The organism is Lentzea fradiae (assembly GCF_900100955.1).
Taxonomy (GTDB): Bacteria; Actinomycetota; Actinomycetes; order Mycobacteriales; family Pseudonocardiaceae; genus Lentzea; species Lentzea fradiae.
In genome coordinates this window covers 120,623-134,596 of the sequence record NZ_FNCC01000008.1, presented here as the reverse complement: position 1 = coordinate 134,596, position 13,974 = coordinate 120,623, and the positions used below count along the sequence as shown (strand labels likewise).

Below are 13,974 nucleotides of genomic sequence, written 5' to 3'. Positions count from 1 at the left end.
GCGGGGGTCAGACCGCCAGCAGTGCGTTGACCTCGTGGCCCGCGAGCCGGGAGCGGCCACCCAGGGCGGCGATCTCCAGCACCACGGACACGCCGGTCACGATGCCGCCCGCGCGTTCGACGAGCGTGCACGCGGCCTCGGCGGTGCCGCCGGTCGCCAGCACGTCGTCGACGACCACGACGCGCTGGCCGGGCTGGATGGCGCCGGAGGGCAGCTCCAGGGACGCCTCGCCGTACTCCAGGGCGTAGGAGACCGAGTCCGCCACCACCGGCAGCTTGCCCGGTTTGCGCAGCGGCACGACGCCGTAGCGCCACCCGTAGCCCAGGGCGGCACCCAGGAGAAAGCCGCGCGACTCGATGGCGGCGATCACCTGGGTGCTGTCGTCGATCTTGTCCTGCAACGCGTCGACCACGGCGCGCAGGGCGTCGGGGTCGGTGAGGACCGGCGTGAAGTCCCGGAAGACGACCCCCGGCTGGGGGAAGTCCGGGACCTCACGCAGCAGGCCCAGTGCACGATCCAGTTTCAACGGTGGCGCTTCCCGGTCGGACGGCGGCGCGCGTCACCGGACTTCGCGGTGCGGTGCGGCACCGACGCGGCGGCGGCCATGGCCTTCTCCTTGCGCAGGTCCGCGGTGAGGGCCTCGTCGTCGGTCGACTCGACGCCCTCGGCCACCTGCGGGCCCGTGGCCTTGGCGCGGCGGGCGGCCACGCGCTTGGCCTGGGCGACGTACTTCGGGTCGCGCAGCTTCAGGTCGACCAGCACCGGGGTGGCGATGAAGATCGACGAGAGGGCACCGACGATCATGCCGACCATCTGCACGAGCGCCAGGTCCTGCAGCGTGCCGACGCCCAGGACGCCGACGCCGACGATCAGCAGGCCGAGCACGGGCAGCAGCGCGATCAGCGACGTGTTGATCGAGCGCATCAGGGTCTGGTTCAGGGCCAGGTTCGACGCCTCCGCGTAGGTGCGGCGGGTCAGGCCCAGCAGGCCCATGGTGTTCTCCTTGACCTTGTCGAACACGACGACCGTGTCGTACAGCGAGAAGCCGAGGATCGTGAGCAGACCGATCACCGTCGCCGGCGTCACCTCGAAGCCGACGATGGAGTACACGCCGGCGGTGATGATGACGTCGTGGAAGACGGCGACGAGCGCGCCCACGGCCATCTGCCACTCGAAGTAGAAGATCAGGAAGACCGCCACCAGGACGAAGAACCAGAACAGGGCCCACAGGGCCTTGCCACTGATCTCACCGCCCCAGGACGCGGAGACGAGGCTGTCGGAGACCGACCCCTGACCGCCGCGCGGGTTCAGGTCCTGCACGAGGGCCGACTTGAGCGCCGTGACCTCCGCCTGCTCCAGCGTGCTCGACTTGAGCTGGATGGTCGCGCTGTCGCCGGTGCCGACGGCCTGCACCGAGGTGGGCCGCTTGCCGGGGACGGCCTTCGCGAACACGTCCTCGACGGCGGCCGCCGAGATGGCCTCGCCGGAGGCGGACACCGACGGCAGGGCGATCTTGGTGCCGCCCTTGAAGTCGATGCCGAGGTTGAAGCCCTGGAAGATCATCGAGCCGATGCAGACGAGCAGGATGATCGCCGAGACGATGTACCAGCGGATGCGCTTGCCGACGATGTCGAAAGCGCCGTTGCCGACGTAGAGGCGCGAGAACACGCTGCTCATGTCAGACCTCCTTCACGGCGGCGGGCTTGCCGGCGACGCTCGCGCGGTGGGCCGCTCCCTGACGGGCGGCACCTCCCAGACCGGAGAACTTCGGGTTGGAGAGGAACTTCGACTTCGACGCGAGGGCGACCAGCGGGTGCGTCACGAGGAACACGACGACGAGGTCGAGGACCGTCGACATGCCCAGGGTGAACGCGAAGCCCTTCACCTGACCGACGGCGATCACGTACAGCACGGCGGCGGCGATGAAGCTGACCGCGTCGGCGGAGAGGATCGTGCGGCGGGACCGGACCCAGGCGCGCGGCACGGCGGAGCGGAACGACCGGCCCTCGCGCACCTCGTCTTTCAGACGTTCGAAGAAGACGATGAACGAGTCGGCCGTGATGCCGATCGCGATGATGAAGCCCGCGATGCCGGCGAGGTCGAGGGTGAACCCGATCCAGCGGCCGAGCAGCACCAGCACGCCGAAGACGACGACACCGGACAGGATCAGCGACAGGATCGTCAGGAAGCCCAGGAGCCGGTAGTAGAACAGGCAGTAGACGAAGACCAGCGCGAGGCCGAGGCCACCCGCGATCAGACCGGCCTTGAGCGAGGCGAGCCCCAGCGTCGGCGAGACGGTCTGGGCCTCGGAGGAGTCGAAGGACAGCGGCAGCGCGCCGTACTTCAGCGTGTTCGCGAGGTTCTGGGCTTCCTTCAGCGTGAACTTGCCGCTGATCTCGGTCGAGCCGCCGGTGATGGCCGACTGGATCGTGGGCGCGGACATGACCTCGCCGTCGAGCACGACCGCGACGGCCTGCTGGACGTTGGCCGAGGTGAACGCGGCCCACTTGGTGCCGCCCTCGGACTTGAAGTCGAGGTTGACGACGTAGCCGGTGCCGTTCGGGTTGTTGTTCGCGACGGCGTCGTTGATGTCCTCACCGGTGAGGCGGGAGTAGTTCGAGTAGTCGTCGGCCTTGGTCTCGGTGTCCTCCTTGGGAGGGTTCACCGGGGCCAGCGTGTACTTGAACTCGCCCTTCTCGTCGCAGGTGACGAGCGGCTTGTCCAGGTCGTCGTTGCCGCGCAGCGGGTCGGGCTGCGTGCAGTCGAGCATGAGCGCGGCCTGCTGGAGGACCTGCGGGTCCGTGCTCTGCCGCATCGCCTTGGCCGCCTGGATCTCCTCGGCGATCTTCGGGTCGACGTTGGAGGGGGCGGACGGCGTGGAGGTGGGCGCGCTGGAGGACGACGGCGCGGGGCTGCTGGGCTCCGTGCTGGACGGCTGCGCGGCGAGGTTCGGCGCGGGGCGGCCCTGCGGGGCGTCGCTCGACGGCGGCGGGCTCGCGCTCTCGCCCGTCGCGGACGGCGGCGTGCTCGCGCTGCTCGACGGCGCGGGGCTGGTGGAGGTCGGCGCCGTGGCCGGCGTGCCCGCCGGGACCGGCTGGCCGAGGACCTTGCGGAACGCGAGGCGGGCGGTCTGGCCGAGGCCCTTCGCGCCTTCGCCGTCCGCGCCGGGAACGGTGATCACCAGGTTGTTGCCGTCGCGCACGACCTCGGCACCGGAGACGCCGAGACCGTTGACGCGCACCTCGATGAGGTCGCGTGCGCGGTTGAGCGCTTCCTCGCTCGGCTGGGCGCCGTCTTCCTGACGAGCGGTCAGGGTGACGAGCGTGCCGCCCTGGAGGTCGATACCGAGCTTGGGTTTGGCCGAACCGTTCCCGGTCAAGAACACCAGGGCGTAAAGAGCGACCACGATGAGGACAAAACTCGCCAGATACTTCGCGGGGCGAATTTGCCCGGCCGGAGGTGCCACGATCCGTCCGTCTCCTAGTAGCGATGGTTTACGAGGGCGCAGCGTAACGCGACCCGCGTGAACCGCGCGTCACTACCTGGAGTTGGCGGTGTTCACAGTTGCCAACTCCAGGGTGTCACGACTCGCCGCTTACTTCTTGGCGTTGTGGTCCAGGGGCTCCGCGACCTGAGCCGCGCCCACCGGCTGCTCGCCGGTCTCGTCGGCGGAGTCCTCCACGACGGCCTCGTCGGTGTCCGCGACCTTCTCGCGGATCGCGGCACGCAGCCACCGGGTGACGACACCCTCGGAGATCTCGATGTCGATGGTGGTGTCGTGGCTCGCGTCGGCGACGGTGCCGTAGAGCCCCGAAGTCGTCATGACCTTGTCACCCGGCTGGAGCGAGCTCTGCAGCTGCTGCTGCTCGGCCATCGCCCGCTTCTGCTTGCGCGCGCTGAGGAACAGCGGCACCGCCAGCAGAACCAGAAGCAACGGGAACATCAAAGACGAAAGGTTGCCCATCATTCTCCGATCAGGTGGACATGCCTCGACGCACGTCCGATATGTCCAGGTGCTTTCACCGATTGTGCCAGGTCACCACAGTTGATCTCCGGCGGGCGGCTCCAGCCCCAGGTGGTGCCACGCGGCGGGCGTCGCCACTCGTCCGCGCGGTGTCCGGGCAAGCATGCCAGCCCGGACCAAATACGGTTCGCAGACCTCTTCGACGGTGGTCGGCTCCTCACCGACGGCGACCGCGAGGGTGGACACCCCGACCGGGCCCCCGCCGAAGCTCTTGACCAGGGCGGACAGCACCGCGCGGTCGAGCCGGTCGAGGCCGAGCTCGTCGACGTCGTAGACCTCCAGGGCCTGCCTGGCGATCTCCCGCGTGACCCTGCCGTCGGCCCTGACCTCGGCGAAGTCGCGGACGCGGCGCAGCAGCCTGTTCGCGATGCGCGGGGTGCCCCTGGAGCGGCCGGCGATCTCCAGCGCGCCGTCGTCGTGCAGGTCGACGCCGAGGATCTTGGCGCTGCGCTTCACGATGAGGTCGAGCTCGTCGGCGCTGTAGAACTCCATGTGGCCGGTGAAGCCGAACCTGTCGCGCAGGGGGCCCGTCAGCGCTCCCGACCTGGTCGTGGCTCCGACCAGCGTGAACGGGGCGATGTCGAGCGGGATGCTGGTCGCGCCGGGGCCCTTGCCGACGACGACGTCGACCCGGAAGTCCTCCATCGCGAGGTAGAGCATCTCCTCGGCGGGGCGGGCCATCCGGTGGATCTCGTCGATGAACAGGACGTCGCCCTCGACCAGGTTGGACAGCATGGCCGCGAGGTCGCCCGCCCGTTCCAGGGCCGGTCCGCTGGTGATGCGGATCGCGGCGCCGAGCTCCTTGGCGATGATCATGGCGAGGGACGTCTTGCCGAGGCCGGGAGGGCCGCTGAGCAGCACGTGGTCCGGTGCGGTGCCGCGGCGCATGGCGCCGTGCAGGACCAGTTCGAGCTGCTCGCGCACACGCTGCTGGCCGACGAACTCGTGCAGGTCGGCCGGGCGGAGGCTCGTCTCGATGTCGCGTTCGGCGGGCGCGACGTACGGGCTCAGCTCGTCGTCGGTCATTTGCGCCCCAGGGTCGCGAGCGCGCGGCGCAGGACGGCAGGGGTGGACTGGTCGGGGTTGTCGGAGAGGACCTTGTCGACGGTGCTCTCCGCCGCCTTGGCGGGGAAGCCGAGCCCGAGCAGGGCCTCCACGACGTGGTCGCGGGTCTGGCTGTGCGCGGGGGTGGTGGTCGCTGGCAGCTGGCCGACCTTGTCGCGCAGCTCGATGACCAGGCGCTCGGCGCCCTTCTTGCCGATGCCGGGAACCTGGGTGAGCACGCTGATGTTGCCCTCGGCGAGGGCGTGCCGCAGCTTGTCCGGCTCCAGCACGGCGAGGGTCGCGAGCGCGATGCGCGGGCCGATGCCGCTGACGGTCTGCAGCAGGCCGAACAGCTCGCGGGCCTCGGCGTCGGCGAACCCGAACAGGGTGAGGCTGTCCTCGCGGACGACCAGGGTGGTGGCGAGGTGCGCCTCCTCGCCGCGGCGCAGACCGGCGAGCGTGCCGGGGGTCGCCTGGACGGCGAACCCGACGCCGCCCACCTCGACGACGGCGTGGTCGAGGCCGACGTGCTGCACCTGGCCGCGCAGTGACGAGATCACCTGGTTCCTCCGGTGGTGGTGTGCTGGGAAGACTAGTGGGCGCGCTTGGCGGCCTCGGCGAGCTTCGCCTTGTGCACGCGCGCCAGCTCGGCCGCCCTGGCCTGGGCCTCCTCCAGCCTGGAGCGCAGGGGGGCGCGCCAGTGGTGGCAGATGGCGAGGGCGAGCGCGTCGGCGGCGTCGGCGGGCTTGGGCGCCACCTTGAGGCCGAGCAGCTTCGTCACCATCGCGGTCACCTGCGCCTTGTCCGCGCGGCCCGACCCGGTGACGGCGGCCTTCACCTCGGACGGCGTGTGGAACTCGACGGGCAGGCCCCGCTGGGCGGCGGCCAGCGCGACGACGCCGGACGCCTGGGCGACGCCCATCGCGGTGCGGACGTTGTGCTGGGCGAAGACGCGTTCGATCGCCACGACCTGTGGTTCATAACGGTCCAGCCACTGGCAGACGCCGTCGTAGAGCTCGTGCAGTCGCACGGACAGCGGAGCGTCGACGGGGGTGCGCAGGACGTCGACGGCGACGGCGCGCACGACGCGGCCCGGTCCTCCGTCGACCACGCCGAAGCCGCACCTGGTCAGACCGGGGTCGACCCCGAACACCCGCACGACAGCTCCCCGGATCGACGAACGAACAACAGTTCGAACCTTATCCAATGCACCTATAGGCGAACCGCACCGACACGGTTCGACAATTCCGCTCCGGCGTCACTACGGTGATCGGGTTTCGATCACTGGGAGTCGCGGTGAAGAGGTTCTGGGTGGTTGCGGGGTGCGTCGGCACCTTCATGGCCCTCGCGATCCTCGTCGCGATCACGGCCCCGAGGCAGGTCGGCACCGCGGTCGACAAGCTGGTGCAGCTGGGGTTCGCCGTGGCGGCGCTGGTGGTCTACGCCCGCCGCCGCGACGGATGGATGACGGCGGCGATGGCGAGCCTGGCGACCGGGCTCTCCGCGTGGATCTGGGGGCAGCAGATCCTCGGCGTGCAGCTGCCGTCGACGACGATCGCGCCCATCGGGTTCACGCTGGTGCCGTACCTGTGCCTGGCCGCGGTGGTGGTGAAGGCGCAGCGGCGGCGCAAGGACGACCAGCTGCCGAACTACCGCAGCCGCACCGTGGTCGTGCTCGACGGGCTGATCGTGATCGGGTCGCTGTTCGTGCTGACATGGGTGTCGGCGCTGGAGTCGCTGACCCGCAAGTGGGCCACCGGCGGCCTCGGTTTCGCCACCGTCGTCGTGCACCCCGCCTCGTACCTGGTGCTGCTCGTGACGATCGTCGTGCTGTCGTGGACGCACCTGTCCGTGCGGCAGTGGCCGATGCTGTTCATCGCGCTGGCCGGTGTCGCGCAGTCGTGGTCGGGCTGGGTGTTCGCCTACTACATCTCCCAGGGCGCCCTGGCGATCCCCACGAGCGCGGACATCGGGTTCATGCTGTGTCCCGCGTTGTTCTTCCTCAGCGCGCTGGCGCCGGCGCGTGACCACGAGCCCACGCCGGGACGGATGCGCATGGCGGACATGCTGCACCTGCTCGTGCCGTACCTGCCTCTCGCGATCACGAGCCTCTTCGTCGTCTGGAACACGGCGACGGGCGGGCGGCTCAAGCCGGTGGAGATCTACGTCGGGTTCGCGGTCGTGGGCCTCGTGATCGTGCGGCAGCTGCTGACGCTGATGGACAACGTCCGCCTGGTGGACCAGCTCCGCGTCTCGCGCGAGCAGCTGCGGCACGAGGCGACGCACGACCCGTTGACCGGTGTCGCGAACCGCTCCCTGTTCCGCGAACGGCTGGAGCGCGCGCTGGCCGTCCGCGACCGCACCCGGCCGTTGGTCCTGCTGTTCATCGACGTGGACGGCTTCAAGGCCGTCAACGACAACAACGGGCACGCCGAAGGCGACATCGTGCTGCGCAACGTCGCCGCGCGGCTGAAGAACAGCGTCCGCGCCGAGGACACGGTCGCCCGGCTGGGCGGTGACGAGTTCGGCGTGCTGGTCGACGGCGGCGACGCGGACGAGCTCGGCGCGCGGCTGCGCGACGCGCTGGCACCCCCGCACGAGGTGCACGGCAGGGCGTACCGGGTGCACGCCAGCATCGGTGTGGCCCAACGGTTCTCGCACGACCCCGCCGTGACGGCGGACGACCTGCTCGGTGCCGCGGACGCCGCGATGTACGCGGCGAAGCGGCGTGGCTCCGGCGCGGTCGTCGTGCACGGTTCCCCGCTCCCGGAGATGACGTGACCCCTGAACAGCTGATCAGCGACCTCGGCCTGCGGGAGCTGCCCGTCGAGGGCGGGTACTTCGCGCAGACGCACCGCTCGGAGGAGGCGTCCGCGATCACGTACCTGCTGCGGCGGCCCGACTTCTCCGGCATGCACGTGCTGGAGCACCTGGAGATCTACAGCTTCCACGCCGGGTCGCCGTTGCGGATGCTGCTGCTGCACCCGGACGGCTCGGTCGCCGAACCGGTGCTGAGCGCGTCGAACCCGCAGGTCGTGGTCCCGGCGGGGGTGTGGCAGGGCAGCGCGCCCGTCGGCGACTGGTCGCTGGTCGGCACGGTCGTGGTGCCGCCGTACACCGACGACGTCGTGACGTTCGGGCACGCCGAGGACCTGTGCGCCCGTTATCCGTCCCACGCGGCGATGATCAGGCCCTTGTGCCGCTTCTAAGATCCACGGAATGGCACTCGTCCCGCTGAACGGCATCGAGCTGAACGTCCAGACCGAGGGTTCCGGCGACCTCGTCGTGCTCGTGATGGGCACCGGCAGTCCCGGCCGCGTCTGGCGCTCCTACCAGGTACCGGCGCTGGTCAAGGCGGGCTACCGGGTCGCGTACTTCGACAACCGCGGCATCAGGCCGTCGTCGGAGTGCGCGGAGGGCTTCACGATCGACGACATGGTGGCCGACACCGCGGCGGTGATCTCCCACCTCGGCGGCGGACCGGCGCACGTCATCGGCACGTCGCTGGGCGCGCGCGTCACGCAGGAGCTGGCGCTGGCGCACCCGTCGCTGGTGCGGTCGGCTGTGCTGATGGCCACCTACGGGCGGGTCGAACCGGTGCAGCGGGCGTGGTCGCGGGCGGTGGCCGAGCTGCACGACCAGGGCACCGAGGTGCCGGCCGCGTTCTACGCGGTGGCGTCGGTGGTCCGCAACCTGTCGCCGGCGACGCTCGCCGACCCGACCGCCGCCAACGACTGGCTGCAGCTGTTCGAGTTCGGCGGGTCGGCGCTGAGCGCGGGCGAACGCGCGCAGCTCGACCTCGCCGACTTCGAGTCCCGGCTGGAGGCGTACCGGGCGATCACCACGCGGACGCTGGTGATCGGGTTCGCCGACGACGTCCTGCTGCCGCCCCGGCTCTCGCGCGAGGTGGCGGACGCGATCCCGGGTGCCCGCTACACCGAGGTCGCCGACTGCGGGCACATCGGCTACCTGGAGCGGCCGGACGAGGTCAACGCGCTGCTGCTGGAGTTCCTCCGCGAGGGGTGAGCCCCGCGCTCAGCGGTGGGCCGCCTGGCCGGTCGGCCTGATCAGGATCTCGTTGACGTCCACCGCGGGCGGCTGCGAGACCGCGTAGAGCACCGCCCTGCCCACGTCCTCCGGCGCCAGCTTCGGGTCGTGGGCGCGGGAGGCGGGGATCGCCTCGGTGTCCACGAGCCCCGGCTGGACGACGGTGACGCGCACGCCCGTCCCGACCGCCTCGGCGCGGATGGCCTGGGCCAGGCCCGTGACCGCCCACTTGGTCGCCGAGTACAGGTTGCCCGGCCGGACACCGCGGCCCGCGGCCGACCCGGTCAGCACGAGGTGGCCGCCGTGCCGCCGCAGCGCGGGCATCGCGGCGCGGGCCGTGAAGGCGGGACCGCAGACGTTGGTGACGACCATGCTCGTCCACTCGGACGGGTCCGCGCCCTCCTCGGACGTGAAGGACGTGTCCACCGAAACGCCCGCATTGGCGAACACGACATCTATTCGTCCCCAACGTGATTCCACGCGGGACATGAGTTCCTGCACCGAGTTCCACGAGGACACGTCACATTTCGCGTCCCAGCCTCGGTCACCGACGGATTCTTCGACCGAACGCGCCGCCCTGACCACCCGATACCCCGCCTGAGCAGCGAGGGAGGCGGTCGCCGCCCCGATTCCGCGCGATGCGCCGGTCACCACGAACACCTGTTCCATGATCGGGAACCCTAGTCAGGGAAACGTCAGTGCCGCCTGTTTTGATACCCGGCATGAATTTGAACCGCAGGTCCGTGTTCGGGCTGGGAACCGTCGCGGCCGCGACGGCCGTGCTCGGCTCCCAGGGCACAGCCCAGGCCCAGGAAGACGCGGAGGCAGAGGTCGAACGATTCCCGACGACCGCGGACAGGTCGCGCAAACGCGTCGCCCAGATCTACAAGCGGCAGACCCGCAGAGCGCGCGGCACGTGGTCGTCGCTGATCACCGTCGCCGACCTCGACGGCAGGGCGAAGGCCGCCGTGGACGAGAACGCGGACGCGATCGTCGAGGCGTACAGCGTGAACAAGATCGCCGTCGCCGTCGCGGTGCTCGACAAGGTCGACCGCGGGCTCGTCCGGCTCGACCAGACGGTGACGGTCTCGGCCGACATCGTCATCCAGGACACCGACGGCATCTTCGCGCTCGACGGCGGGTACCCGAGCGAGGTCACCGTCGGGCACGCTCTCGCGAACCTGCTCACGGTCTCCGACAACACCGCGGTCCGCCTGTGCGGTCTCGTCGTGCCGGCCCTGGAGCTCAACGAGATCCTGCGCGCCAAGGGGTTCGTGCACACGCAGGTCATCCCGGTCGCGAACCCGAACCGGTTCTTCCTCGGCACCACCACGGCCCGCGAGACCCACACGATGCTGCAGAAGCTCGTCGACGGCGAGCTGCTGTCCGCCGCCTCCACCGCGTACCTGCTGAACATCCTGCGCGCGACATCGAGCTTCACCGACGGCGTGCGGCTGCACCTCACGACCAACGAGCGCCTGCGCGTCGCCACGAAGGCCGGCTGGTACGAGGACGGCCGCAACGAGGCCGGGGTCATGTTCAGCGCCGACAACCGCGCGATCCTCGTGTACTCGATGTTCGCCTCCGGCACCTTCGCCGGGGACAAGGCCGTCAACGACGAGGACTTCAGCACCACGCACCCGGCCGTCGCGGCCCGCGCGGAGCTCGGCCGGTCCATGTTCGACGCGGTCATCAAGATCACCACGACGAGGCCGAGGCACCGCGCGAAGGTCTACCGGTTCTTCAACGGCGGCTGATTCACAGGAGATTTACGTCGTTCCGGGCCAACCGGAGCCGGATTTCGGCTATACAGGCATCCACGCAGGGGTCGGTCGTCGCCGCCGTCGACGACCGGCTTCCCGTGACCGGTTCTCAGAGCACCGGCTCGACGATCTCGCGGTACCGCCGTGCCACCTCCCCGATGACCTCGTCGAAGCCCGCCGCCCAGATCGCGGCGTTGAAGATCTCCACCTCGACGTCGCCCGCGTAGCCCGTCGCGGCGACCTGCCGGGTCAGGCGGACCAGGTCGATGTCGCCGTCGCCGGGGTAGCCGCGGCCCAGCAGCACGTCCGCCGGTACCGGCGTGAGCCAGTCGCACACCTGGTAGGACGCGATGTGCGGGCCCGCGCGCACGATCTGCGCGTCGAGGTCGGGGTCCCACCAGACGTGCAGCGCGTCCACGACGACGCCGACCGACGGCAGCCGTTCGGCGAGGTCGAGGGCCTGCGACAGCGTCGACAGCACGCCGCGGTCCGCGCAGAACACCGGGTGCATGGGTTCGAGGGCCAGCACGACACCGGCCTGCGCCGCGTACCCGGACAGCTCGGCGATCGCGTCCGCCACGCGGTGACGTGCGCCGACGAGGTCCTTGTCCCCCTGCACTCCCCCGACGACCATGACGAGCGTGCCGGTGCGCAGCGCGGCGGCCTCGTCGATGGCGCGCCGGTTGTCGTCGAGCGCGGCGCGGTTGTCGGTGGCGGTGAGGAACCCGCCGCGGCACAGCGAGGACACCCGCAGCCCGGCGTCCGCGACGAGCTTGGCGGTGCGTTCCAGGCCGTGGTCGGCGACCGGTTCGCGCCAGAGCCCGATGGACTCGATCCCGTGCCGCACGCAGCCCTCGACGGCCTCGGCGACGGTGGCGCGTTTGACCGTGGCCTGGTTCAGCGAGAGGCGAGCCACTCCCGCCACCTCCTCCCGGCGAGCTCCGGGTCGATGACACCGGCGGCCTCGGCGAGCCGCTTGGCCTCGGCGAGGTGCTCGACGGTGCGGGCGGTCTCCAGGCCGCCGAGCAGCACGAACCGGTCCTGGTGGCCGGCCAGCCACGCGAGGAACACCACGCCGGTCTTGTAGTAGTACGTCGGCGCGCCGAACAGGTGGCGGGACAACGGGACCGTCGGCGCCAGGATGCGGTGGAACTCCTCGGTGTCGCCTTCGGCGAGCTTGCGCAGGGCTTGCGCGGCGACCGGGGCGATCGGGTCGAAGATGCCGAGCAGCGCGTGGCTGTACCCGTGCTCGTCGCCCGCGATCAGCTCCGGGTAGTTGAAGTCGTCGCCGGTGTAGCACTTGACGCCCGGCGGGAGTGCGCGCCGCAGGCCGATCTCGTGGTCCGCGTCGAGCAGCGAGACCTTCACGCCGTCCACTTTGTCCGGTCGCGAGTGGATGATCTCCAGGAAGTTCGCCGTGGCCCGCGGGACGTCGGCCGCACCCCAGTAGCCCTCCAGCTCCGGGTCGAACGCGGTGCCGAGCCAGTGCAGGACGACCGGTTCGCTGACGTTGTCGAGCAGGGTGCCGTAGACCTTCTCGTAGTCCTCCGGGCCCTTCGCCGCGGCGGCAAGCTGACGTGAGCACATCAGCACCGGCTGCGCGCCCGCCCGCTGCACCACGTCCAGCTGTTCGAGGTACGCCTCCAGCACCTCGTCGAGGTCCGGCTCACCGGTCAGGTGGTCGGTGGCGACACCGGCGCAGATCCGGCCCGCCTTCTCGGCGGCGCTGCGGCGGATCAGCTCGGCGGCCGTGGGCCAGTCGAGGCCCATGCCGCGTTGCGCGGTGTCCATCGCCTCGGCGACGCCCAGGCCGTGCGACCAGAGGTGGTGGCGGAACGCGAGGGTCGCGTCCCAGTCCACCGTGCGCTCGTCCTCCGCCACGACGTGTGCCGCCGCGAACACGGTGCGTTCACCGTGGCGTGCGCCGGGGCTAGACATCCGCGATCTCCACCCGGCGTCCCTCCGAAGAGGACCGCAGGCCGGCGGCGGCCAGTGCCACTCCCCTGGCGCCCGCGCGGAAGTCGTGCGGGAACGGCGTGCCGTCCACGACGTGGCGCAGGAACTCCGCCCACTGCACCTTGAAGCCGTTGTCGAAGTCCTCGTTGTCCGGCACCCGCTGCCACTGCTCGCGGAACGGGTGGGTGACCGGCAGGTCCGGGTTCCAGACCGGCTTCGGCGTGACGGCGCGGGGCTGCGCGAAGCACTCCCGCAGGCCCGCGACCGCGCTGCCCTCGGTGCCGTCCACTTGGAACTCGACCAGCTCGTCGCGGCGCACGCGCACGCACCACGAGGAGTTGATCTGGGCGATCACGCCGTTCTCGATCTCGAAGATGCCGTACGCGGCGTCGTCCGCGGTGGCGGTGTAGGCGTTGCCCTGCTCGTCCCAGCGGGTGGGGATGTGCGTGACCGCCTTGGCCGTGACCGCCTCAACCCGGCCGAACAGGTCGTGCAGCAGGTAGCTCCAGTGGCAGAACATGTCCGAGACGATGCCGCCGCCGTCCTCGGCCCGGTAGTTCCAGCTCGGGCGCTGCGCGGGCTGCCAGTCGCCCTCGAAGACCCAGTAGCCGAACTCCCCGCGCACGCTGAGGATCCGGCCGAAGAAGCCTCCGTCGACCAACCGCTTGAGCTTGCGGATGCCCGGCAGGTACAGCTTGTCCGCCACGACGCCGTGCTTCACGCCCTTCTCGTCGGCCAGGCGCGCCAGCTCCAGCGCCTCCTCGACCGTCTCCGAGACGGGCTTCTCGGTGTAGATGTGCTTGCCGGCCCTGATCGCCCTGGTGATCGAGTCGACGTGCCGCGACGTCACCTGCGAGTCGAAGTAGACCTCGACCGACGGGTCCGAGAGCGCGCCGTCGAGGTCCGTCGTCCAGCGCGCGAGGTCGTGCCGCTCGGCGATCTCCTTGAGCTTGTCGGCGTTGCGGCCCACGAGAACCGGTTCCACCTTCAGCAAGGTCCCGTCCTGCAACCGCACGCCCTCGTCGCGCAACGGCAGCAGGGACCGGACCAGGTGCTGGCGGTACCCCATCCGCCCGGTGACGCCGTTGACCGCCACTCCGATGGTCCGAACTGCCATCACACCTCCCTGGTAGGAGCGCT

Annotated in this window: 15 protein-coding genes; 4 read left to right on the top strand and 11 right to left on the bottom strand. The window is 70.5% G+C overall.

Features of this window, described 5'->3' with window-relative positions; genetic code table 11:
• Positions 1-7: 7 nt before the first annotated feature.
• The 7 genes from BLT23_RS20145 to ruvC all read right to left on the bottom strand — a co-directional run bounded on the left by BLT23_RS20145 (position 8) and on the right by ruvC (position 6,227).
• Positions 8-526: an adenine phosphoribosyltransferase gene (locus BLT23_RS20145; protein ID WP_176946834.1), complete on the bottom strand. Its 519-nt coding sequence runs from the start codon at positions 524-526 to the stop codon at positions 8-10.
• Complete coding sequence (gene secF, locus BLT23_RS20140) at positions 523-1,677, bottom strand: protein translocase subunit SecF (RefSeq protein WP_090051351.1); 1,155 nt, start codon at positions 1,675-1,677, stop codon at positions 523-525. The genes BLT23_RS20145 and secF overlap by 4 nt, the downstream gene beginning before the upstream one ends.
• 1 nt (position 1,678) lies before the next feature.
• Entirely contained in the window at positions 1,679-3,466 is a 1,788-nt protein-coding gene (secD, locus tag BLT23_RS20135) for a protein translocase subunit SecD (RefSeq protein WP_090051350.1), read from the bottom strand.
• A gap of 129 nt (positions 3,467-3,595) precedes the next feature.
• Positions 3,596-3,943 (bottom strand): preprotein translocase subunit YajC, encoded by a 348-nt coding sequence (gene yajC, locus BLT23_RS20130; protein ID WP_090051349.1) that lies wholly within the window; start codon positions 3,941-3,943, stop codon positions 3,596-3,598.
• Between the two features lie 93 nt (positions 3,944-4,036).
• Entirely contained in the window at positions 4,037-5,050 is a 1,014-nt protein-coding gene (gene ruvB, locus BLT23_RS20125; RefSeq protein ID WP_090051348.1) for a Holliday junction branch migration DNA helicase RuvB, read from the bottom strand.
• Complete coding sequence (gene ruvA / locus BLT23_RS20120; RefSeq protein ID WP_090051347.1) at positions 5,047-5,628, bottom strand: Holliday junction branch migration protein RuvA; 582 nt, start codon at positions 5,626-5,628, stop codon at positions 5,047-5,049. The genes ruvB and ruvA overlap by 4 nt, the downstream gene beginning before the upstream one ends.
• 32 nt (positions 5,629-5,660) lie before the next feature.
• Positions 5,661-6,227 carry a crossover junction endodeoxyribonuclease RuvC gene (ruvC, locus tag BLT23_RS20115; protein WP_090051346.1) on the bottom strand — a complete coding sequence of 189 codons (567 nt, stop codon included), beginning with the start codon at positions 6,225-6,227 and terminating at the stop codon, positions 5,661-5,663.
• A 137-nt stretch (positions 6,228-6,364) separates the two neighbouring features.
• On the opposite strand from ruvC, the gene BLT23_RS20110 reads away from it, so the two are divergent.
• The 3 genes from BLT23_RS20110 to BLT23_RS20100 are packed head-to-tail and all read left to right on the top strand — an operon-like array spanning position 6,365 to position 9,094.
• Entirely contained in the window at positions 6,365-7,849 is a 1,485-nt protein-coding gene (locus tag BLT23_RS20110) for a GGDEF domain-containing protein (RefSeq protein WP_245744058.1), read from the top strand.
• The gene (locus BLT23_RS20105; protein WP_090051345.1) at positions 7,846-8,277 is read left to right on the top strand and encodes a cupin domain-containing protein; all 432 of its coding nucleotides are present in this window, start codon (positions 7,846-7,848) and stop codon (positions 8,275-8,277) included. The genes BLT23_RS20110 and BLT23_RS20105 overlap by 4 nt, the downstream gene beginning before the upstream one ends.
• Before the next feature lie 10 nt (positions 8,278-8,287).
• Entirely contained in the window at positions 8,288-9,094 is an 807-nt protein-coding gene (locus tag BLT23_RS20100; protein ID WP_090051344.1) for an alpha/beta fold hydrolase, read from the top strand.
• A gap of 9 nt (positions 9,095-9,103) precedes the next feature.
• Here BLT23_RS20100 and BLT23_RS20095 read toward each other — a convergent pair whose 3' ends face one another.
• Complete coding sequence (locus BLT23_RS20095; protein WP_090051343.1) at positions 9,104-9,787, bottom strand: SDR family oxidoreductase; 684 nt, start codon at positions 9,785-9,787, stop codon at positions 9,104-9,106.
• 50 nt (positions 9,788-9,837) lie between these two features.
• Here BLT23_RS20095 and BLT23_RS20090 point away from each other — a divergent pair, with 50 nt between their 5' ends.
• Positions 9,838-10,872 carry a serine hydrolase gene (locus tag BLT23_RS20090; RefSeq protein WP_090051342.1) on the top strand — a complete coding sequence of 345 codons (1,035 nt, stop codon included), beginning with the start codon at positions 9,838-9,840 and terminating at the stop codon, positions 10,870-10,872.
• Between the two features lie 115 nt (positions 10,873-10,987).
• Here BLT23_RS20090 and BLT23_RS20085 read toward each other — a convergent pair whose 3' ends face one another.
• From BLT23_RS20085 to BLT23_RS20075, 3 genes are read right to left on the bottom strand one after another with little or no spacing between them, the layout of a single operon-like run.
• Entirely contained in the window at positions 10,988-11,794 is an 807-nt protein-coding gene (locus tag BLT23_RS20085) for a sugar phosphate isomerase/epimerase family protein (RefSeq protein ID WP_218133802.1), read from the bottom strand.
• Positions 11,776-12,816 (bottom strand): dihydrodipicolinate synthase family protein, encoded by a 1,041-nt coding sequence (locus tag BLT23_RS20080; RefSeq protein WP_090051340.1) that lies wholly within the window; start codon positions 12,814-12,816, stop codon positions 11,776-11,778. The genes BLT23_RS20085 and BLT23_RS20080 overlap by 19 nt, the downstream gene beginning before the upstream one ends.
• Positions 12,809-13,951 carry a Gfo/Idh/MocA family protein gene (locus BLT23_RS20075; RefSeq protein WP_090051339.1) on the bottom strand — a complete coding sequence of 381 codons (1,143 nt, stop codon included), beginning with the start codon at positions 13,949-13,951 and terminating at the stop codon, positions 12,809-12,811. Before BLT23_RS20075 ends, BLT23_RS20080 begins: the two co-directional genes overlap by 8 nt.
• Positions 13,952-13,974 lie beyond the last annotated feature (23 nt).

Excerpts from the sequence above, each read along its gene's own strand:
- ruvB (WP_090051348.1), bottom strand. The coding sequence starts at position 5,050 with ATGACCGACGACGAGCTGAGCCCGTACGTCGCGCCCGCCGAACGCGAC.
- BLT23_RS20100 (WP_090051344.1), top strand. The coding sequence starts at position 8,288 with ATGGCACTCGTCCCGCTGAACGGCATCGAGCTGAACGTCCAGACCGAG.
- secF (WP_090051351.1), bottom strand. The coding sequence starts at position 1,677 with ATGAGCAGCGTGTTCTCGCGCCTCTACGTCGGCAACGGCGCTTTCGAC.
- yajC (WP_090051349.1), bottom strand. The coding sequence starts at position 3,943 with ATGTTCCCGTTGCTTCTGGTTCTGCTGGCGGTGCCGCTGTTCCTCAGC.
- BLT23_RS20075 (WP_090051339.1), bottom strand. The coding sequence starts at position 13,951 with ATGGCAGTTCGGACCATCGGAGTGGCGGTCAACGGCGTCACCGGGCGG.
- BLT23_RS20080 (WP_090051340.1), bottom strand. The coding sequence starts at position 12,816 with ATGTCTAGCCCCGGCGCACGCCACGGTGAACGCACCGTGTTCGCGGCG.
- BLT23_RS20090 (WP_090051342.1), top strand. The coding sequence starts at position 9,838 with ATGAATTTGAACCGCAGGTCCGTGTTCGGGCTGGGAACCGTCGCGGCC.